General features: G+C 55.5%; 6 protein-coding genes. All 6 read left to right on the top strand.

Features of this window, described 5'->3' with window-relative positions; translation table 11 throughout:
- Positions 1-90 precede the first annotated feature (90 nt).
- The 6 genes from AB1805_01335 to nuoF all read left to right on the top strand — a co-directional run bounded on the left by AB1805_01335 (position 91) and on the right by nuoF (position 23743).
- On the top strand, positions 91-18546 hold the full coding sequence (locus tag AB1805_01335) for a CARDB domain-containing protein (protein ID MEW5744069.1): 18456 nt from the start codon (positions 91-93) through the stop codon (positions 18544-18546).
- A 498-nt stretch (positions 18547-19044) separates the two neighbouring features.
- Positions 19045-19464: an NADH-quinone oxidoreductase subunit A gene (gene ndhC / locus AB1805_01340; GenBank protein MEW5744070.1), complete on the top strand. Its 420-nt coding sequence runs from the start codon at positions 19045-19047 to the stop codon at positions 19462-19464.
- Positions 19465-19470: 6 nt separating this feature from the next.
- A complete protein-coding gene (locus tag AB1805_01345) occupies positions 19471-20103 on the top strand; it encodes an NADH-quinone oxidoreductase subunit B family protein (GenBank protein ID MEW5744071.1) in 633 nt (210 codons plus the stop codon).
- Positions 20100-21872, top strand: a complete 1773-nt coding sequence (nuoC, locus tag AB1805_01350; protein MEW5744072.1) for an NADH-quinone oxidoreductase subunit C/D — start codon at positions 20100-20102, stop codon at positions 21870-21872. The genes AB1805_01345 and nuoC overlap by 4 nt, the downstream gene beginning before the upstream one ends.
- Before the next feature lie 123 nt (positions 21873-21995).
- Positions 21996-22472: an NADH-quinone oxidoreductase subunit NuoE gene (gene nuoE / locus AB1805_01355; GenBank protein MEW5744073.1), complete on the top strand. Its 477-nt coding sequence runs from the start codon at positions 21996-21998 to the stop codon at positions 22470-22472.
- Positions 22469-23743, top strand: coding sequence for an NADH-quinone oxidoreductase subunit NuoF (gene nuoF, locus AB1805_01360; GenBank protein ID MEW5744074.1), 1275 nt, complete (start codon positions 22469-22471; stop codon positions 23741-23743). Before nuoE ends, nuoF begins: the two co-directional genes overlap by 4 nt.
- Positions 23744-23767: the final 24 nt, after the last annotated feature.

A 23767-nucleotide genomic window follows, 5' to 3' on the forward strand; every position in this document is an offset into this window, starting at 1 on the left:
GGGCTGTACGCGGAGCGATCAGGGAGTTACTTGCTTTTATGCATTAATCATCGCTATTAACTGAATACATTATTCCGAGGGGGAAGAACAATGCTGGGAGAATTCTTCAGGAGCGTCGGCCGGCTGAAATTACTGTATTGTATCATGGTCGTGAGCCTCTTCTTGTCCCTCCCCAAACGCTCTTACCCCCAGGACTTTACCGCCCAGACCCTCGGCGATTACGGCAGCATTACCGTTATGGAAGTAACGGGCAATTACGATGCATTGAAGCCCGACGGCACTCTCCATAATGTCCCTCGCGAAATCATCGCAAAAGAGTTCTTCAGAACGCATAAAGATGAGTACGATTTTCTCATCATCTTCTCCAACTTCGATTTCAAAATGCCGGAGGCAGAGGCTGAGGCCTTCTATCTCGGCGTCAAAAACGATACCCGGGGAATAGGAAAGCCGCTCTTCGATTACACGCAGTCGACAGGGAGTAACGGAAAGCTTCAGGGCATCGTTGACATGGGGTATACCGCCAAACTGGTGATGGATCCCCTGAATCCCGGATTCGAAGAAACACTCTATATTCTCGACCATGAGCTGCTGCACCGGTGGGGAGCATACGTGAAATTCAGGGATGCGAACGGCGCGATCAGCACCGCGCTGCTCGGCAGGGATGGAGCGCACTGGAGCTATCTGCTCGATTCGTACGGCTCGGTGCTTTACGGTAACCAATGGCAGAACAACAACGACGGGTCCTTCACCTCGACTGCTGCACGAAAGTATTATAGTCCCCTCGATCTTTACTTGATGGGCTTCACTGATAAGTCGCAGGTTCCGCCCATGCTGCTTATCGAGAGCCCGCATATCGACCCTACGCAATTGCCGAAGGTCGGCAGTACTATCACGGGCACGCCGCGCTACGTTACCATCGACGATATTATCGCGGCTGAGGGCGAAAGGATCCCCGGCGTTTCGGAGTCGCAGCAGTCCTTCAGTGCGGCATTCATATTCATTACGACGCCCGGCACCTATACCGGCGATGAGCTGTACGGTCTTGAGACGGTACGGGATGGATGGCAGACGAGGTTTTCTATTGTCACGGACGGCAGAGGGCTTGTTCAGGTAGCGGTCAAACCGAAGGATGATACACCGACCAATCCTGGCGTTATACCGCCTCCTGCGAATCCCCGGACCCTGCCGCCGAGCATCAATGACGGTGTCACATGGCTGGTCAACAGTCAGCAGGCCGACGGCAGCTGGATGGACCTCACGCAGACACGAGAGCGCGATACTGCGGAAGTTGTGTTTGCGCTGCGGAGCTTTGGTGCAGCGGAGCCGAGCTATACGACGGGGCTCCAGTGGCTCAGCGGGATAAACCCGGTGAATATCGATTATCTCTCGCGGAAGATTGCGGCACTCTCAGTCTCGGGACAGGACGTAGGTACGCTCGTGAGCGATCTGCTCTCCCGGCAGAATGCTGATGGAGGGTGGGGCAGCGGCAAAGCTTACATGAGCAATACGCCTGACACTGCCCTGGCGTTGAAGACGCTGGCTGCTGTCGGGTACACGGATCAATCTGTCATTTCCAAGACCATCGACTATCTTAAAACCCGGCAGAACGCTGACGGAGGATGGGGAAGCGATGACGGGAGCAGCACTATCGAGGTCACGGCAAACGTGCTCTCGGCATTCAGCCGATACCGGAATGCATACCAGCTGCAGGACTCTATAGCCCCGGCTATTGCATCGATTATGCAAAAGCAAAACCCCGACGGCGGCTTTGGAAACAGCCCGAGCACTATCTACGATTCAGCGCGAGCGGTCTTGATTCTGAAAGAGTTCGATGCGCCTGGAGAGAGCACGGACAAGGCACTTGCCTATATTCTTGCCCACCAATCGGAGAATGGAAGCTGGTATGAGAGCCCGTACCAGACAGCGCTCGCTGTAAACGCGGTATGGAAAGCGACCGTTGATCCCGATCTGGCGATCAAGAACAGCGATATCACATTCACTCCCTCTACGGTCACGAGCCTTCCGGCAACCGTTACGGTTACGGCGACCATAGCGAATACTGGGCGTACCGACGTGCCCCAGGCAACAATCGTGCTCTATGAGGGGACGCCTGCCCAATCGAGCAAGGCAGGAGAGCAGACCGTTGCCGTCGCCGGTCAGTCAACGGCGGTCGTAACGTTCCCCGTTACTATCAGAGATGGCAATGAGCATTGGTTTTTCATTGCACTTGACCCTGATAATCTCGTGAAAGAGTCAAACGAGGCGAACAATGCGGCTTTAAATATCATCAACCCTGAGGCGACGTATGATTTCGAGATACACTCTTCCGATGTTACGGTCTCTCAGAACCCCGTGGATATCTATCAGAATGTAGCGATTACCTCAAAGATAACCAACAGGGGCACCATGAATGCCTACAATGTCCAGGTGAAATATTACCTTGACGAGCCTGGAGCGCCTTTTGAAATCGCGACGCAGACGGTACAGATTCCTGCAAACACCACTATAAGTAATGAAGTTATCTGGAAAGCAGATAAAGCGGGCACGGACCTCCCTCTTATTGTTCTCGCCGATCCCTTCGATACGTTTACCGAGCTTTCGGAGGCCAATAATAGAGCAACAACCTCGCTCACCGTGAACGGCTCGACCGATCCCAACCTGGCCATATCGTACAAGGATATCGTCATTACGCCCAGTCCGGCGAACGACCGCGGAAACGCAATCATCTCAGCCGTTGTAAAAAACAATGGTTTTTCTGCAGCGTCCAATATAGCGGTGAGCTTCTATAAAGGCGTGCCGGGGGCGGATGGCATCCTTATCGGCACGCGAACAATCCTCTCTCTCGGTCCCGGCGAAAGTGCAGCGGCTTCCGTAGATTGGTTGAATATCCAGGGTTCGGGCGAGAGGATTATCTATGTCCAGGTCGACCCCGCTCACCAGATAACTGAGGTAAGTGAGGATGACAACGATGCATTTGTAACTCTGGCGATTCGCAGCCTGCCTGACCTTGCCGTATCGTCCAACGCATTAGTACTTACCCCTGCCACGCCGAAAGAGGGGGATTCCGTCTCGATCAACGTTACTGTCCAGAACAGGGGAGAGCAGGGCGCCGCGAACGTGCTGCTCAGGATGAGCGAGGGAGGCACGGTGATCGGCTCTCAGATCATATCCTCGATTGCAGGCAATTCCCAGGCTGCGGTGCCGTTCACCTATGCTACTGCAGGGAAGAAAGGATCTCATCAGATAACGGTCGTCGTCGATCCTGATAGTGCCATCATGGAACAAAGCAAGGAAAACAACAGCGCCTCGCGAAGCTTCGGCGTGCAGGATGCGAATCTCTGGCTCACTGAACGCTATATCTCTCCGAATGGCGATGGAATAAAAGACAATACGCAGTTCTCCTTCAGGCTGGATGTGGCGCAGACCGTGCAGATCGTCCTTATCGATGAGAAGGGAGCAGCGGTAAGGACCTTCAGCGGCATCGATTTCGAAAATACCACCGGGGGAATGATCACCTGGGACGGCCTGAATGATGAAGGGACGGTAGTTGATGACGGCGATTATCAGATCCAGGTGGTCGACACAAATGGAAGAACACTCGGCAGCCTGCTCATCACCGTTGATACTAACCGATCACCGCTGGCAGAGGCGATAAGCACCAGGTACCTACTCAACAGCAATCTCACCTGCATGCTGCCTCAAATATACAATAGCCAGTGGGCATGGTTTCCGGATGAAAGCGGGATTCTCTTCAGAATCTACGATCCTGATCAGAACGCTCCTGAATATCCGACCGGTCTTTATGCGATGTCGCCTGATGGCGATGATATTCTCAGATTGATACCGGCACAGTGGGGTTGGGGGGGCGATCCGCTCTATGACTACCGCTTATCTGACTATGCGCTGTCTCCGAATGGAGAGAAAGTCATACTTACTGTCATAAAGCGCAGCAAGAAGGTCTGGAACGATGGCTCCAGCCAGCTCTGGATTGTGGATAGAGATGGAAGGAATTTGACACTGCTCGACTCCTTTGATCTATCTAAAGAATGGAGATTCCTGGAGGATGTCGCATGGTCTCCTGACGGGGAGTATGTACTCTACAAAGCAACAAATCCCACCGAATTGCGGATTATTACTTCAAGCGGCGGCGGTAAGGCCGTTATTGATGCAAATAATGAAGGGAATATCAGTTTCAGCTTTCTCAGGTGGTCGCCCGAAGACAGAAAAGTAGCATACCCCTTCAGCTTTTATGATTCTGAATGGTATTACAGCGAGACAGTAAGAATCGCGGACATAACAGGCAGCAAGACGGATATCTTTATGCTCAATGGATCATTGACCGAATTAGAGTGGCTCACCAGCCAGAAACTGCTTATGAGGGAGGAGCACTATCAATCAAATGAGCTCTGGCTTATAGATGCAAGCGGTGCAGGAAATCACAGGAAATTATCTGATAGCGCCACTGCCTTCAGTGTCAGCCCCGACAAGACCCGCTTTGTTTTTATCGATGCAACACCTCAGAAATGGGACATGGTGCTTTTTGATGAGGAAACCGGCGGTACCGTTCTCCATGAGTCGCGCTCATTCGAATGGTTTGAAAGCATCAGAGATCTCGCATGGGCCTCGGACGGTACAAAATTGGCATTTATCGATCTTGCTTATGAAAAAATAGATGACTGCCACTATAACGGATATCTCGTTGTTATTGACTTAAGGACTATGGAGAAGAGGGCGTTTAAGGTCTCGGATGCTGAAGACACCTGCATTGTCCCCACGTCGTATCATGTTTATACGATGGAAGGCGGCTCATGGAAAGAGCGGGGAGTGCTTCACTATGACTCGACCTATACAACAAAAGAGCTGGATCTCACAAGGCATCTGGGTGCAACGGCAGGCGCCTACAGCATCAGAATAGCTCAGCAGGGTCTCGATGCCGCCCATATCGATTATGCGGCACTCTCTATCAATGGCAGGCAGTACGGGCCGGTACAGGCTAAAAATCTTTCGAGTGGAGAGGACATTCTCAAGAAGGTTACTGCGAAGGATAACGATGTTGCCGATGCACACAATGCAACGATTGACTTCGAATGGGAGCATGTTCCCGGTGGCGGCAGGATCTCTCTGGTGCTGCACGCACGGGAAGAGGACCTCAGCAAACGCAAGGCATCACCCTTCAGATATCCGGATACCGGGTACTATCCAGTCCAGCTGGAGCACAGCGCTCCGATTACCGTGGACGGCGCTCTTACGTCTGAAGACGGGCTTCCCCATCCTCTTTTCAGGACCTATTCACGACCTGTTACCGGTCATCCTCCAGGGTATAGTTACGGCTATGTAAAGACGGATGGAAGCTATCTCTACGGGGTCCTCGATTTTACCTCGGATAACACTGTTGATAGCGGCAGGGATTGGGGATCAATGGAGATAGCAACTCCCCACGGCAGCAAGACCTATGTTCTCAACGATGTTCGCCAGGAATACGGGAAGACCTCTTTTACCTACACCGCTGCCGTTAATTATCAGCATAAGGTCTATGAGTTCAAGATACCGCTCAGTGAAATAGGAGCTGAAGAAGGGGACACCATCAATGTTGCCTTCCGCGCCTACGGCACTGCCGCAGGCGGGGGGAGTGCCGACGGTATTTACTACGAAGGCCATTTGCAGTGGCTCAGCGATAACCTCTCACTCATCGCCCAGGATACCAATGGCGCTTTTACTCTTAACTCAGACAGCGGTGGAAAGTCATATCTGCCGGTTGAAGGTGAATTGAGGGGAGTATCTCCATTGGGTAGATATGTAAATTATGAAGCCTCTATCGACCCTTCGAGCGCCTGCTCCGGCAGGGGCTATAGCGATCTGTGGGCGATGAGCTCTCTGCTCAATCTTACTGCTGATGTGAGGGCCGCCAAAGAAAAGTCCTTTGTTGTGCTTAAAGGAATCGCAGCGGACCTCAACTTCGAGGGATATAAACTCGAATATGCCGATGTGAAACAGCCGAACAGTTGGAACCTTATCAGTCCGCCTTCTGATATCCCGGTCGTGAACGGTCCGCTCGCAGCCTGGGTGCCTCCCTATGAGGGGACATTCTACGTTAAACTGACGGTCTGGGATAAGGCGGGAAATACGAGGAGCGAAAGAAAGCGGGTATCCTGGGGACTCTCATCAGCAATAACCGGCATCTATAAGAGCCTTGAGCAGTTCTCGCCCAATGAGGATGGGATAAAAGACAGCTTCGAGCTCCATTACAGAATCTTGGAACCGGTGCATCTGGAGTTCACTATATTTGATGAGAACAGCAACCTTGTACGGACGCTTCTGAGGGACTACACCGTTCCGGCAGAAGACTTCATCGTCTGGGACGGCAGCGATGAATCCGGCAGAATCGTGCCGGATGGTAACTACTTGGTCAGGATTTTTGACTATGAGTTTTTTGTCGAGGTCGATACGACCCCGCCGACGCTCAAGCTAAAGATAAGCCCGTTTGACCAAGGGACTCACACCGTTGAGCTTTCAGGCTATGCCGTTGACAAGGAACTGAAACAGTGGGTTATCGAGTACGGTGAGGGCGAGAACCCCCGGGAGTGGTATGAGTATGCGAGCGGAGATGGTCTGCTCGTGGAAAGAGATGCCCGGGGAGAGGCCGTTCTCGATCCGCTAAAGGAAACGAGAATACAGAAATTTCCTGAAGGATTAGTTGAGAGGCTGGTCGGGAAGCGGTTCAGAATTTCGGCGGAGGATTTTGCAGGTAATAGAAGTACGGTAGTGGCAAACCTTCTCGAAGAAAAGATAGCGCTTCTCCAGTGGGATGACATGCCTGTATTGGCTTCACCGGTACTGCCTGCTGCTAAGGCAAGGCCCGGGCTTCACAACATTAAGGGACTGGAGACCGTAGGGCTGCCCTTGAGCAGCATGACCATGGAGTATTGGAATGGAGCGCAATGGCAGGAGGCGGCGTCGATAATGGATCCGCAATCGGGCATCGTGGTTCTGCAATGGGACACCTCCAGTCTGGATATTGAGGACATCGGTGCCATAAGGATAAAGGCCGTTGACCAGATCGGAAACGCTTATTATTCCAGTACGCTCGTTACGGAATCGATATTCGGGATAAGCAGCACCTGTAATGCGGAGGCCGTCGCCTCGAATTCTCTCTTTGAAGATATTACCTCCCTAAGGCTTTCTGTACAAAGCAAACAGGATAGCCGTTATGCAGAATGGACTGATTACAAGATCTATGACATCGCCGCAGGCAGCGCCGTGCCGAAAGGACTGTTTTTTCTGCCGCTCCCCTTAACGACGAACGGTATGGAGTACGGCATCAGGATGACCGGTATCGGTGTCGGTGGAACAGTGTATGTGAGTAGTACCGCACAGTATCCGCCGTTGTGCCTGAATGTCACCCTAAACGTAGAGTACGCCGAGACGGAATGCGGTACCTTATCGAACAAAGCGAAACTCTCGACAAAGATCGAGGGCCAAAGCCTGAAGGGGGATGTAGCATTAAAAACATTGGAGTATTCGCTCGTGAAACCGGATGGCCGACAGCTCCTCCGTAGATTTGACATACCCAAAGAGGGAATGGGGAGTATCGTGATCGATACCGCTTCCCTGGCGGAGGGAGCGTATACGGTAGAAGCAGCCGTCAAATATACCGATCTCGCCGAAGGCAGTACTCTTGAGCAGCCTGCTGAAAAGACGCTTGTAGTCGACCATACGCTTCCCAATGCTCAAATAACCTATCCCGGAAAAAACCTTATGATCTGCCCCGTGCGAATCTCCGATCCCAAAGGTGACTGGTATGGGATACCGGTGGAGGGTATCGCGACGGATAACGGCGACATGGACAGATATGAGCTGTACTACAGTATCGGTGAGAATCCGGATGTATGGGTTCCTGCTATCACGAGGCTGAACGGCAAAGATATCCCTGTTTCGGGAAATAAACCTATAAAAGGCCAGTTAGGGCTGTGGGACATCTCCGCCCTGAGAGGAACGAGCTACTCACTCCACCTGAAAGTGATCGACAGTGCTGGAAACGTAAGCTGCGCTCCCGCAAGTTTCTCAATGGATACCCTGGTCGAGATACCGCTGCTTTCAAACGACAAATATTTGTTCTCGCCAAATAGCGACGGGATGCTCGACGATGTAGCGACAACTTATAGAATCGAGGAATACACTACCGTTGATATAGAAGCGTTCAAGGCGCTGAGACAGGCGGACGGCTCGTACCTTCTCGATGCAGCGCCGATCAAAACCATGGCCGCGGGTCTCCCGCACCTGGGCGGACAGGGAAGCCTTCTCTGGGACGGCAACGATGGTTCCGGAGTTCCCGTGCCTGACGGCGTTTACGGGATTGCGGTGCTCGCAAAGGATTCCTGTGGAAACACCGCTATGAAGTGGGCGGCTGCCGAAGTGGACACCACTGCGCCTACAACGGTGATTTCCCATCCCCTTCCTTCTGATCCGCTCGGCACCATTGTCGAGGTAAAGGGGACGGCAAGCGATCTGCATTTCAAGAACTATGTAGTGGAAATAGGCCAGGGTGATGCTCCTGAAGCCTGGAGCACGGTTTCATCATCAACCCCTATCCCTGTCGTAAACAATATGCTCGGCACATGGAACACGTTCGGCCTCGACGGGCGCTGGACTATCAGGCTTACGGCATACGACACTGTTGGAAACAAGAATGAAACAAAAACGACTGTCGATCTGGGGGCAAGGAAAACGCTTATTAAAGACCTTGGAGTGGCGCCACGGCTCTTCTCGCCGAACAGCGACGGCAGGCTCGACACCACTGCGGTAGCATACGAGCTCACCGATGCCTGCCAGGTGCAGATTGAGATTCTCGATTCCGCTGGTGTGGTGAGAAAAACGTATACCGGCACGACGCCGTCGGCCGGACGTTACACCTATTCCTGGGACGGCAGGGACTCCACGGGAACGGCGATGGTTCCCGACGGAAGCTATACCGTTAAGTTTACTGCAGCGCTCTCGTCGAACCCCCCAATTGCGCAGACCGAGTCGGTAACCGTGTCCGTCGATACGACGATGCCGACCGTGGATATGAAACAGCCCGTCAGCGAAGCCTATTTCAAAAGTGATATCGCGGTCAACGGGACTATCGCTGATACTAACATTCTCGAATATGCGGTAAGTTACTCCGGCGGTTCCTCTGCCGCGCTGCTCGATCAAGCCAGCCAGAGCAGAGAGGGCTATACCTTTGGCCTGCTCAGCGAGCTTGCCGAAGGCAATTACCTTCTCACCGTTAAGGCGAAAGACCTTGCTGAAAACACCAACGAGAAGAACATTGCCTTTGTTATCGACAGAACACCGCCGAAAGTCACCCTTGATACGCCGAAAGGAGGAGAATACCACGGTTCGGACAAAGGCATCATTACTGTTACGGGCGCCATTGTCGAGCAAAATCTCGAAATGTATGCGCTGCGCTACGGGGCTGGGGACGTTCCTGCGCAGTGGATCGATCTGCTGAGCGGGGCAGCGGTTCCTTCCAATCCGCAGCTCTACTCGTGGAAGGTCGGCAAGAATGACGGTATTCCCGACGGCGCGTATACGGTGCAGCTCTCTGCAAAAGACAAGGCCGGATCGACAGGAGAAGCGCGTGCAAAGATCATCGTTGATAATACCCTGCCCGAGGCGGCGATCACGTCGCTCAAGGATGGTGAATATGTCCGGTCTGCAATCGAAGTCAGAGGAAGCGCATCGGATACGAACCTTGATACGTACACGCTCGAAGTTTCGGAAGGGGTGTGCAGCGCCGCGTTCAAATGGATCACGATCAAAGCCTCGACAGCTTCGGTAAAGGACGGCATCCTGGCGACGTGGCAGACATTGCCGCCTGATGGAGCGTACTGTCTCAGACTCACTGTGCTCGACAAGGTCGGCAACAAGGCCGAGACGAGCGCCGGGATAAAGGTCGATACGCATCCGCCGGCAGCGCCGGTGCTCTCGGGCAAGATCGAGAGCAAATCCAATGCGCGGCTTGAGTGGACACCGAATGGAGAGTCCGACCTTGGCGGATACGCCCTTTACCGGAACGGACAGAAGGTTACCGCATCGGTGATAAAGGAGAGTACCTATTTCGACCAGAACCTCGCAGAGGGCGAGTACTCCTATATCGTTACTGCAATCGATAGGGCTGGCAATGAGAGCGCTCACTCGAACGAGATAAAGCTCAAAGTTGATATGACAGGCCCTGATGCCAGAGTTCGCGCTCCACAAAATGGAGCAAAGATAAGCGGACTTGTCGATATCAAAGGGACTGCGTACAGTCCCGATGATTTCAAGCAGTACAGGGTGTATATCGGGCGGGAGACGAATCCATCGGAGTGGGGTCTCATCAGAACCTCTCCCTTAGCCGTAGCCTATGGCTCTTTGGCCCAATGGGATACTCTGGGGCTGTCCGAGGACATCTATTCGATAAAGCTGGAAGCAGAAGACCTCACGGGCAACACGACCGTACACCACATCACGGTTGCAATCGATAACGCTCCTCCTTCTGCGCCTCTGCTCATCTCGGCAGTGCCGAACGGTTCGGAAATAGCGCTTACCTGGAATGCGAACACCGAATCGGACCTCGCCGGCTATCTCCTGTATCGCAATGACCAGCTTGCCAATGTCTCGGGAATCGTCGTAGGAGACCTCAAAGCGTACTTGATCGCGGCAACGTCGTATCTCAATAAGGCGCTGCCTGACGGCAAGCATAAATACTATCTGGTAGCAGTGGACCAGGCAGGAAACATGAGCGAGCAATCCAATGCGCTCGAAGTCACGATCGACACCCGTCCACCACATGCAACGATTGTCGAGCCGCTGAATGCATCAAAGTTCCAGGGGAAAGTCCTTGTGAAGGCGGAGTCCCCTGACACTGATATCGCGTCGGTAGCGTTCCAGTTCAAGAGGGCACAGGATAGTGCGTGGACCAATCTCGGTACCCCCGTTCTGCAGTTGCCCTATGCTCTTACCATGGACCCGCTCAGTCTGGGCATGATCTATGGCGATTACCACCTCCGCGCAATAGCCACTGACCAGGGAGGCAAGACCGATCCTTCGCCTGCCTTTATAACAGTTACCTTTACGGATCTGACCCCGCCTGATGCACCGATCGATCTGAAGGCATTGACCAGCGGAGTCGATGTCACGCTCACATGGAGCATGACCTCTGAGGCGGACGCGAAGGGATATTACCTTTACCGGATATCCGAAGGATCGAAGGTAAAAATCAATAGCGCAATGATCAGTGAAAAGACGTTCAAAGATAACGGGCTTCCCGACGGTACCTATACCTATGAAGTCACTGCTGCCGATACCTATAACAACGAAAGCAAGCCCTCAAACGCTGCATCGGCAAAGATCTATGCTCCTCTCCTGACACAGCCGTATACCCCTGCGAGTCAGAAAACAATTCCGCTGGCCGGGAGCGGCGCTGGTCCATACAATTCGGTCGAGTTCTTTGATGATAATGGTTCCGGAACGGTTTCCGTGGGTTCGACGATTACTGACGGGCAGGGGAACTTCACCTTCAATGCGGTGCTTGCGCTCGGTCTGAACAAGCTGACTGCCAGGGCAACGGACAATGCCGGCAATACCAGCAGGACCTCGGAGATTGTAGCAGTCGTTTACAACGAGCCGCCGACGCCCCCGACGGGGCTGACAGCAGCAGCGCAGGACTATACGGTTTCGCTCACCTGGGATACTCATCCTGAGGCGGATGTCGTTGGGTACAATCTCTACAGGAACGACGAAAGGATAAACCAGCCGGTGCCGGTATATTCCGGAACAGCAGATGCCTCTTCCTACTATTCGTATCCTTCGAATGCATTCGATGGCGATCCTTATACGTATTGGGCGTCGCGATACGGTTATGGCACGTTCAATCCTGCCTGGTGGGAGATAGCACTGCCTGCTCCTGAATTGATCAGCCATATTTCGATCTTGTGGGGCAGCAGGACAGACTCTCAAGGGAATGAAATGCTCTATGCGGGAAAGGACTTCGAGATCCAGGTATGGACCGGCTATAACTGGATTACACAGGCGAAGGTGACCGGGAATACTGCTAAAGACACCGGTTTTGACTTTTCCCCTTCTTACAGGACTGATAGAATCAGGATTTATGTGACCGATACAACAGATTCCCAATACTCAAAGCAGGTTAGGATCTCGGAGGTCGGCCTTATCAAAGAAAACCCGATAGCCGCAGTATCGTACCACGACAGTAACCTTCGTGATGATAATTATACGTATACGCTTACCGCTGTCGATTACTACGGGCTCGAAAGCAGCCCTTCTCAGAGCGCGACAGCCGCAGTGGGAGATGTCGTCCCTCCTGCAGCGCCGCTCGGACTCACTGCCGCTGCCGTTGGTTCAGCGATCAACCTTACGTGGACGGCGGATGCAGAACCTGAAGTGGTCGGGTTCAACATATACCGGAACACCGGTCAGGGCTGGATGAAGATCAATGCTTCACCCGTGGCGGCAACGATCTATAGCGATACCGGCCTGCCGAACGGCACGTATATGTACCGGGTTACGGCCCTGGATGCCGTTCTGAACGAAAGCGCGCCATCTAATGATGCATCGGCAACCGTCTCTACCATTCCGCCGCAGACGCCAACGCATCTTACGGTCGCCCTGGTGCCGGAAGGGAGCGCACTCGATCTTGCCTGGAGGTATACCGGCGAGCCGGTAAGCGGTTTTGCGCTCTACAGGAGCACAACCGCGGGAGGACCGTATTCGAGAGTGTTCAACGCTCCGGACGGCACAGTGTCCCATCGCGATACGGGTCTAACAAACCGTGTTCCCTACTACTATGTAGTTGCCGCAATCGACGCACTCGGCAATCAGAGCGGCTATTCCAATGAGGTTATGGACATACCGGCTGACACGATCTCTGCTGCGCCGCCGAAGCTCTTCTATCCGACCATGCCCGGAATACCTGTGGTACGGTACACCGATAGGACCGCTGTTGCAGGGAAAGCAGAGCCCGGGATGACTGTCGAGCTTTTCCAGAACGGTGTTTCAGCCGGCACCACCGCGGCTGCGGCGACCGATATCGCATCACTTGAAATTCCCCTCGACAGAGATGCCTACGACTTTGCGCTCTCACCGGACGGGCAGCTGCTCGTCCAGGTGAAGAATGATTCCCTGTGGCTCCAGAATCTCTCTACCGGGGAGACGAGGCAAATAGTTCGAGATGGATACGGTCCGGTCTGGTCTCCTGAGGGGAGAAAACTCGCCTATCGATTCACCGATGAGCAATGGAATGAGCGTATTGGCATATACGACTTCTCGACAGGGAAGATCATTCCGTTGACCGATGACCACAACGTGTATGAAAGGAAACCCTCGTGGTCATTCGACGGTATGACGGTTGCCTTTATCAGCACACGCAGTGGATCGGATGACGTGTGGATAAAAGATCTCGCGACAGGAGCCGTATCACAGATTACTGAAAATAAGCACGTCGACAATGCAAAGCTCTCTCCTGATGGAACGAAGCTTGCCTATTTCATAGGGGGAGTGCTTACTGCAATCGATATCGCGAACGGGAGCTCCGTGCAGATAGACGATAATGCTGATGCATACTCCCTCGAGTGGTCTCCCGACAGCACGAAGCTGGCATTCGTGAGCTATAGAAACGGCAGGTCGGATATCTTCATAACCGATACGGCAGGCCAGAGCCAAACGCAGCTCTCTTATATCAATACCGACACCTTCAACCCGTTGTGGTCCCCCGATGGACAGCGTATCCTCTATGCAACCTGGGATAGCAGAGGCCCGATGCTCTGGACCGCTGCTGCAGAGGGACAAGGCCAGGATCATATGCTGAAACAGCTTGTGCAGAGCATCGATATGCTCTTCTGGCCGCAATCGGGCGACATCGCCCATGCCGATAACGGCGTAATGACTGCAATCCGCCCTGCAGGACACTTTATCTTTAGCGAAGTAGTGCTCTCTCGAGGGGAGAACACTTTTTATGCCGTTGCCATTGACGATTCGGGCAATGCAAGCCAGCCCTCCGGAACCATCTCTGTTACGCTGGATACTGCTTTGATGCCTGACCTGGAGATATCCCTGGATGATATTTTCATCTATCCTCCTTACCCGAACAAGGGGGAAGAGGTCGCCGCCTATGTCTCGGTATGGAACAGAGGGGGGATCGCTGTTGCCGACGCCGCACTCGACCTTTATCTCCTTGAGCCTGCAGGGACGATGGATCTGCTCACGACGACCACGATAGCCTCTATAGCACCGGGTGCGGCAGAGGTCGTTCATCTGCCGTGGAGTGCGGATAGGATCGGCACGTACACAATCATCGCGATGGCGGATCCCGGTGGTGCCCTCCGCGAAAGTAACGAAGAGAACAACCTTGCCATGAAAGCGGTGAGCGTCATGAGCAGTGAGGGCATCGTCATGACACTGAAGACCGATGCCGACAGCTATCAGACAAACGCGGATGCAACGATCTCGGTAACGCTGGGCAATTCCGGCAGAGAGGTCGATGGTACGCTTATGCTGACGATCGAGGACGACAGCGGCGTTCCCCTTGCACAGCTGAATCCGGTGGGAGTATCACTGCCGTACGCTGCGACTAGAGATATTGGATTCGTCTGGAACACGGGCGTGACCTATTCGGGCCACTACCGCGGGGTAGCCCGCCTGAGCAACGGCTCGGGTATTCTGGCTGAGAGCACAGCTTCCTTTACGATATCACCCGATCTGACGGTGACTGCTGCCGTAACCACCGACAAGGCCGAGTACGGCGCTCAAGAAAAGGTAGCGGTACATGTCGACCTGAAAAATATCGGAAGTAACTACGTCATTCAGGAATTGACCGCACGCCTCACCATCGCCAGGAATGACGCTCTCATTGTCTTCTCTGAGGAAACAGTGCTCAGAAATCTCATGCCGCAGACGACTAACGAACTGAATGCACAATGGGACACCGGGCTTTCAGTCCCCGGCGCATATAGTGCATCCGTCGAAGCCGTTATCGACAACCGCATTGTCGCTACCGGCACGACCCTCTTCATGGTGGGCCAGTCGGGGGATATCTCCGGCAGCATAACAGCGACTCCGGCTGCCGCGGTCTATAATCAGCCGGTTCACATTGCATATGTTCTCAAAAATAACGGGAACAGCGCGATCAGCGCGCTTCCCGTGAAGATCACGATTATCGATTCCGAGACTCAGACGGTCATGGACAGCGGTGAGGCACTTGTTGCTCTGCCGATGGGCGGTTCTCAGGCAGGCTCGATGAGCTTTGATACGCGGGGATATCGATTAAGAGGCTATACAGCAACGCTCAAAGTCATGCAAGAGGGGAGCGCAAAAACAGTCTCGACCACCTCATTTGTAGTCAGGGATGCAACACCCCCTTCTATTTCCGTGCTGGCGCCTCTCGCTGACAGCTACTACAAAGCACGGTTTGATCTTGCCGCGCTCGTCACGGACGATGTCTCGGGCCTGGACAAGGTCGAGTATAGCGTCGATGGAGACGTATGGAAGCTTCTGCCAGCAGCAGATCGTGCGGCCGGGCGCTATTCGCTGCCCTGGACCCCTGCAAAGAGTGACGAAGGCGCCCATACCATAAGCTTCAGGGCAACAGATGCGTCGGGGAACAGTGCCGTTACCAGCGGGATACCTTTTCTCATTGATATCACTCCTCCGGCCATTTCCCTCTCCGGAGCAGAGCAGGGCAAGTACTACAGCAACGATGTAACACCTGTTTATAGCGCCTCGGATTCTCATCTCCTCACCGTAACCGGGATTCTTAATGGAGTCTCGTTTACGAGCGGGACAACAATCGTTGCTGAAGGCGGCTACGAGCTTGTGATTACGGCGACCGATAGAGCTGGGAATATGTCAAAGTATCCCTACACATTCATGATCGATAAAACCAAGCCCTCCGGCAGTATAGCACTCCAAGGCGCTCAGTTCGAACAAAACGATTTGCTCATGGTTGCGGGGACGACTGTCTTTTCCCTCAGCGGCAAGGATGAGGGGAGCGCTATCTCAGGGCTTGCAAAGCTCGAATACAGAATCAATGAGAGCCCCTGGAGCATCTATCACAATCCCTTTGTCCTTGCCGGTGTAAGCGACGGAGCGGTTCGGATCGACTACCGGGCGGTCGATCGGGCGAATAATGTTGAGGATTTCCATACGCTCTCGGTTATTGCCGATACGGCCTCTCCGTTAACAACGCTCTCGGTCGGTGCTCCCCGGCATACTACGCAAACGGGTGAGCTATACGCCACAAAGAGCTCCGTGATAACCCTCTCGGCCTCCGACGCATCGAGCGGAGTGGCTAAAACGGAGTACCGGATCGACAACGGGGAATGGACAGTATATGCGCCGTTCACCATCGCGCTCGAAGGAGCGCATACCCTTTCGTATCGCAGTATCGATAACCTCGGTGCCGTCGAAGAAACAAGGGAAGCGGTTATCGTTATCGACAACACCCCGCCGGTTACGGTGCTCACTGCCAGCGAACCGATCTACCGCGGCAGTGACGGGACCCTCTACGTACGCGGGAACACGATCTTTACTCTTGCAGCAGCCGATACTCTTTCGGGAGCCGCGGGAGCAGAATACCGTATCGATGGGGGATCGTGGACTGCGTATGCGCCATTCACCCTGAGTAACGGAGGCCGCCATACTATCCATTACAGGAGCAGCGATAGTGTGGGGAATATCGAAATAGAGAATTCGCTCGATGTTGTGCTCGATGATACGCTGCCGGTATCAGTGCTCGGTATCGGGGCACCGCAGTATAGCGCAAACGGAGCCCTCTACATAAACGGCACGACGGCAATAACCATAACAGCAACGAGCAGCGGAAGCGGGATAAAGAGCATCGAGTACCGTATCGACAGCGGCCCTTATGCTGCTTATACCGGGCCGGTTACGCTCGGTATCCACCCCGAAGGTGAACACACCGTCACCTACTACGCTACCGATAATTTAGGTGCAAGAGAAATCGCACGGGATAAAACGGTTGTGCTCGATATGACGCCGCCCCAGACGACGATTACTGTTTCCGATCCTCTCGAAGGGAGCGGCAGCATCTCAACAAAGACACTCTTTACATTGCAAGCGACTGATGCGCGCTCGGGAGTAAAGGCACTTATGTATAACGTTGACGACGGGGCCTGGCAGCAGTATGCCGGGAGCTTCAGCCTCTCCGGTCAGAGCGCAGGCGTGCATACCATAGCCTACAAGGCGGTAGATAACGTGCACAACGCGGAGGCGCCGAAGACGATGACCGTTACCCTCAAGAGCGCTGAATTGGATGTCGAAAAAGACATCTCTACGGATACCGCTGTTCTCATTGGAGCATGGGAGGATACTCCCGGTGTCTGCAGAAAGAGACATGACCTCAGTGCCCTTGAGCAGATGCTCACCGCACACGGCATCAAATACCGGGCCGTTTCTACCCAGGATGAGTTTATAGAAGCTCTGCGCTCCGGAAGATATCCGGTTTATCTGCTTCTCGATCTGAAGGAGGGGCATATCAGCAGGGAGATAACAGAGGCGGTGCACTATGGGGATGGGTTGGTCTTCATAAAAACAAAACCCGATGCAGAGCACGCGCTCGATGCGCTCGGCGTCGCGTTCAAAGGACACAGCAGCCAGAGAGGACTGTCCATCACGGTGAAACAGAGTCCGATAAGCGATGCAGGAGTCTTGCCGACGAATGCAGGCGGTAAAGTCATGAAAGCCGAAATTACCTCGTCTACCACGCACAGCCTCGGGGAAGTAATCGATAGGAAGCGGACCTATCCGGTCATTACTGCCAACCAGTACGGGAGAGGTAAAGTTGTTCTGTTCAGCTTCGATCTGATCAACTGTCCCGACAAGGTGAGAGCCGGCGCTCTCCTGGCAAACGCACTCGGTTACGTTGTCCCTGAGGAGCGCCCGGTCAGGCCTCTCGAGAGCGTACCGGTTATGATCGAGGTGGGGAGTGCACAGGGGCCTCTGAGTATAAAGGTCACGGAGCGCCTGCCGAACGACGCTGCTGCGGAGAGCGCCACCCCGCCACTGGTCCAGACGGAAGGAATGATCGTCTGGCAGCAGGCCATAGCTGACCATGAAAGAGCGCAGTTCGAGTATTTCCTTATCCTCCCCGATGCGAGGGGAACATTCACTCCGATAACCGAGCTTGAGTATGAGGCGGGCGGCTCCTATAGCACGTACGGCACCTATCCTCTCCCGTTGACGGTGCAGCATACCTCTATAGAGTTACAGGATAAGATCATAACCGAGCTGATGGCGATGTATCCGGCCTCTCCCTCCGATGCTGCGAATCTGCATAGAGCGATTGATGTTATTTCTCGCCTTGACCGTGCTGCCGGGCTTCGCCACGAGATGGAAGTAAACATCGACAGACTGCTCTTGGCGGCAGATCTGCTGAAGGCCCTCTCGTTCGATGCCTCGAGCGTGCGGCTGAAAGTTGATGAGCTGCTGAAGGTATGGGAGGCGAAATGGTACCGCTCCAACGAGGAGTTATGCAGTGCGGATTGGCAGTGAAGACGACTGTACATAGAGCGGCCATTCAGTGCGGGAAAGAAGAGGGAGATAACCGTAAAGCTCTGATGCACTGAACCGTTCTGACAGAGGCGATCAGCTCCATGTTGCTCGAACATTCAGGGCGGCATATAATTTTATAGAGGGTGTATTCGCGATTCCGGGGGAGGTCGTTGTGGCGATATGCCGTCAGGCCCTCTCTCGTCAGGAAGGCCATCCTTGTGTCCGACGCTCCGTCCTTGCATATTCCGGGAAGACCTGTCCTGATCCTTTCCGCGCGTTGCGGTCTTCCTCCTGTACGCTGCACTCGATAACCATCTGGACCTGCTGTCGGGCCTCTGAACCGTAGCGATCATGAGATAACTAATGATGCGACGTTTCATCAGCGCAGCAGCGATTATGGTTTTCTTTACCCGCAGCGCAGGAGATATGCTGCGCTGCGTTGACGGCCTTGACATTACCGGGGGGCGTGCTAAGGTAAGAGTAGGGGAGGAGTACGGCATGAATGCTTTCGAATCCTACGCGGCTCCCCTCTGGCCCCTGGCAGTCTACTTCCTCGCCGTCGTCGCCCTCGTCGTCTTCATGCTGACCTTCTCGTATCTTCTGGGGCAGAGGCATACGGAGAGACGTACCGGTCAACCCTATGAATCGGGCGTGCCCGTAACCGGCTCCGCACGGCTGCGCATCGATATCAAATATTATCTGCTCGCCATATTCTTCGTTATCTTCGATATCGAAGCGGCGTTCCTCTTCGCCTGGGCTGTCGCGGTCCGCGAAGCGGGCTGGGCGGGATACGCAGAGGTCGTGATCTTCATCGCGGTCCTGCTCGCCGCGCTCGTCTATCTCTGGAGAGACGGTGCGCTCGACTGGGGAATGCCCTGGCGCAGGCATTATCGGGGCAGATCGCGAGAGGCGGGGTGAGCTGAGATGGAATGGTCACTGCAGAGCGCAAACGCAGCGACGGCGGACGAGACCGCTCCCGCGCCGGCAGCTACCCGCAGGAGCGTGGCGCTCGCAAAGCTCCAGGACCTCCTGTCCTGGGGACGGAAGAACTCGCTCTGGCCCTTTAACTTCGGCCTCTCCTGCTGTTACATCGAGCTGGCCTCGAGCCTCACGAGCAAGTTCGATATCGCCCGCTTCGGCGCCGAGGTGCTCCGGAGCACGCCCCGCGAGGCGGATGTGATGGTCGTCGCCGGCACGGTGTTTATCAAAGCGGCGCCCATGGTAAAGCGCCTCTATGAGCAGATGATGGAGCCGCGCTGGGTCATCTCGATGGGCTCGTGCGCGAACTCCGGCGGCATGTACGATGTGTACAGCGTGGTCCAGGGGGTCGACTCGTTCCTCCCGGTCGATGTCTATGTCCAGGGATGCCCGCCGCGCCCCGAGACGCTCATGGAGGGACTCCTGCTGCTCCGGGACCTCGTCGGCAGGGAGCGGCGGCCTCTGAGCTGGGCGGTCGGTCCGCAGCAGGTCGAGAAGCCGGTAATGCCGATCATGCGGGACCTCAAGCGTTCCGGGAGACGGCGGGTTACGGAGCTGCTCCCCCCGGACGAGATATGACGACCATCGGCGCCAGCGTACAAACGCCAAACAGCACGATCATCCGGGAGCTGCAGAGCGCCTTCGGCGATGCCGCAGTCGTGCCGCAGGCTACCCGTGACGATATCCCTACCGTCTGGACGACGAGGGAGAATATAGGCGCTATCCTGAGACACCTCAAGACGGACATCGAAAGGCCGTATACGATGCTCTACGATCTCACCGCAATCGACGAGCGGGTGCGCGGACACAGGGAGGGCCAGCCGGACAGCGACTTCACGGTCGTCTATCACCTCCTTTCCTTCGACCGGAACGAAGATGTGAGGATCAAGGTTCCGCTGAGAGGCGAGCACCCCCCCATGCCCTCGGTAACCGGCATCTGGCGCTGCGCGGACTGGTACGAGTGCGAGGTCTGGGACATGTTCGGCGTCCCCTTCGAAGGGCATCCTCATCTGAGGAGAATCCTGATGCCGCCCACCTGGAAGGGGCACCCCCTGCGTAAAGAGCATCCCGCTCGCCGCACCGAGCTGGGCAGGTTCAGGCTGCCCGAGGAAGAGGATATCAGGGAAGAGGAGGCGATGGTATTCCGTCCGGAGCAGTGGGGGCTCCCTTCCCGCAAAGACGGCACGGACTACATGTTCCTCAATCTCGGCCCTCACCACACCGGCACGCACGGCGTGCTCCGGATCGTCCTCGATCTCGACGGGGAAGAGATCGTCGAGACGATATTCGACATCGGCTTTCACCACCGCGCAGCAGAGAAGACCGGGGAGCGGCAGACGTGGCACGCCTATATTCCCTATACCGACAGGATCGACTACCTTTCCGGCGTGCTGAACGAATTCCCCTACGTCCTTGCCGTCGAACAGCTCGCCGGCATAGAGGCGCCCGACAGGGCAAAGGTGATCCGCATCATGCTCGCCGAGCTGTATCGCATCGCGAGCCACCTCGTATGGTACGGCACCTTTGCCGGGGACCTGGGACAGCTCTCGCCGGTCTTTTTCACCTTTAACGACCGGGAGCGCTTCTACGCCGTCGCCGAAGCGATCTGCGGATTCCGGCTCCACCCCGGCTGGTTCCGCATCGGCGGCGTGGCTGCCGATCTCCCGAAGGGGTGGGATGCGCTGGTGCGCGACTTCCTCGCCTATATGCCGAAGCGCCTTAAAGAGTACGACCGTCTCATACTGCAGAACGGCATTGTCAAGGCGCGCACGAAGGGCGTCGGCGTATTGACCCGTGACGAGGCGATCGAGTGGGGAGTGACCGGGCCCAACCTGCGCGCCTGCGGGTTCGCGTGGGACTTCCGCAAGAGTCGTCCCTATTCGGGATACGAGCAGTTCGAGTTCGACATCCCCACGGCAGCGCGCGGCGACTCGTACGACCGCGCGGTGGTGCGCGTCGAGGAGATGCGGCAGAGCCTGCGCATTGTCGAGCAGTGCCTCGATGCCATGCCTGCCGGACCTTACAAGTCAGACCACCCGCTGGCGACGCCGCCGAGGAAAGAGCGGACGATGTACGATATCGAGACGCTCATCGCCCACTTTCTGAATGTGAGCTGGGGGCCGGTGGTCCCTCCCGGCGAGGCGGCCTTCGGCATCGAGTCGGCAAAGGGGAACACTACCTGCTATCTCGTCAGCGACGGCGCTGCGCAGTCCTACCGCACCCGCATCCGCACCCCTTCGTTCCCGCACCTCCAGGCGGTCCCGGAGATGACACGCGGACTGAATATATCGGATCTCATCGCGATCCTGGGAAGTATCGATTTCATCATGGGAGATGTCGATAGATGAGGCAAATTCCAAACTCCAGATTCCAGACAAAAAGGAAAAAACAAACACGGAAAAACTGTTCTTGTTTGGAGTTTTGAAATTGTTTGGACTTTGGAATTTGAGATTTGGAGTTTAGGAAGCATTATGCTGACCGAGCAAGAGCGGCAGGAGATCGAGGCGGAGGTCGGGCAGTATGCCAACAGGAGGGCTGCGTGCATCGACGCGCTGAAGATTCTTCAGCGCCACAGGGGCTGGGTGTCGGACGAGGGTATCCGCGACCTCTCCTGCATGCTCGGGATGACTCCCGAAGAGCTCGACAGCGTTGCCACGTTCTACAATCTCATTTTCCGGAAGCCGGTGGGCAGGCATATCGTGCTCCTCTGCAATACGATCAGCTGCTGGATCATGGGATACGAAGGCATTTTCAACCATGTCTCGGGACGGCTCGGTATCGGCTTCGGGCAGACGACGGAGGACGGGCGGTTCACCCTCCTGCCCATTCCCTGCCTCGGGGCCTGCGACCGGGCGCCGGCGATGATGATCGATGATGAGCTCTATACCGATCTCACTCCTGAACGCATCGATGCACTACTCAGCACGTACAGGAGCGATGGAACATGACGGAACGCCCGCTCACCGGAACGATGCGGCCCGACCGCTCACCCCTGAGCCTGACCGAATATGAGCGGAGCGGCGGCTATCGCGCGGTGAGGAAGGCGCTCCGCATGGAGCCCCGTGCGCTCCAGCAGATGGTGAAGGAGTCGAACCTGCGCGGCCGCGGAGGCGGGGGATTCAACACGGGCCTCAAGTGGAGCTTTGTTCCCCTGGAAGATGATGCGCCGCGGCCCAGGTATGTGGTCGCGAACGCGGATGAAATGGAACCGGGTGCCTTCAAGGACCGCCTCCTGCTCGAGGGCAATCCCCACCAGCTCATCGAAGGCATGATGATCGCGGCGCATGCCGTTCAGGCGGAGCATGCTTACGTGTTTCTCAGGTGGGAGTACAAGCGCGCCGAGCGGCATGTAAAGAGGGCGATCGCTGAGGCGTATGACGCCGGCTATCTCGGCAGAGACCGGTCCGGCCCGGGCGCCGGGCTCGAGATGCATCTTCATGTCAGCGCTGGACGGTATATGTGCGGCGAGGAGACCGGCCTGCTGAACTCGCTCGAAGGAAAGCGCGCCACCCCGCGCTCGAAGCCGCCTTATCCCCAGGTGAGCGGGCTGTGGGGCAGACCGACCGTGGTGAACAACGTCGAGACTCTCGCGAATGTCCCGCATATCGTCGATCACGGCGTCGAATGGTACAAGGGATTGAGCAGAAGCGGCGACGGCGGAACGAAGCTCTACGGCGCCAGCGGGAGGGTAAAGCGGCCCGGCTTATGGGAGCTTCCCATGGGAACTCCACTGGGCGAACTTATAGAAGAGCGAGCAGGTGGTATGCGCGACGGTTTTTCTTTCCGGGCGGTGATACCCGGCGGCGCTTCCACGGAGTTCATGACGGAGGAGCAGTTCGGGGTGAAGATGGACTTCGACTCGGTCACGGAGGCGGGCAGCAGGCTCGGGACCGGAACGATGACCGTCATCGACGACAAGACCTGCCCTGTGGGTGCGCTGCTCAATCTCGAACAGTTCTTTGCACAGGAGTCGTGCGGGTGGTGCACGCCCTGCCGCGAGGGCCTGCCCTGGGTGGTGAAGACCCTCCGGGCCATCGAGAACGGGCAGGGCGAACCCGAGGATATGGAAGTGCTCGAAATGCATATCGACGGCCTGTGGCTCGGAAGGACCTTCTGCGCCCTGGCGCCGGGGGCTATGGAGCCGTTGAAGAGCGGGTTGAGGCTCTTCAGAGATGATTTCGAGCGGCACATAAGAGAGGGACGGTGCCCGTATCGATAAAAGAGCAACATGAAAAAACAGACC

This window comes from Nitrospirota bacterium (assembly GCA_040752355.1).
Lineage (GTDB): Bacteria > Nitrospirota > Thermodesulfovibrionia > Thermodesulfovibrionales > Dissulfurispiraceae > JBFMCP01.

What these genes read in the sequence shown, in the direction of transcription:
- ndhC (MEW5744070.1), top strand. Translation starts at nt 19,045, where the DNA reads ATGAATGCTTTCGAATCCTACGCGGCTCCCCTCTGGCCCCTGGCAGTC.
- nuoC (MEW5744072.1), top strand. Translation starts at nt 20,100, where the DNA reads ATGACGACCATCGGCGCCAGCGTACAAACGCCAAACAGCACGATCATC.
- AB1805_01335 (MEW5744069.1), top strand. Translation starts at nt 91, where the DNA reads ATGCTGGGAGAATTCTTCAGGAGCGTCGGCCGGCTGAAATTACTGTAT.
- nuoF (MEW5744074.1), top strand. Translation starts at nt 22,469, where the DNA reads ATGACGGAACGCCCGCTCACCGGAACGATGCGGCCCGACCGCTCACCC.
- AB1805_01345 (MEW5744071.1), top strand. Translation starts at nt 19,471, where the DNA reads ATGGAATGGTCACTGCAGAGCGCAAACGCAGCGACGGCGGACGAGACC.
- nuoE (MEW5744073.1), top strand. Translation starts at nt 21,996, where the DNA reads ATGCTGACCGAGCAAGAGCGGCAGGAGATCGAGGCGGAGGTCGGGCAG.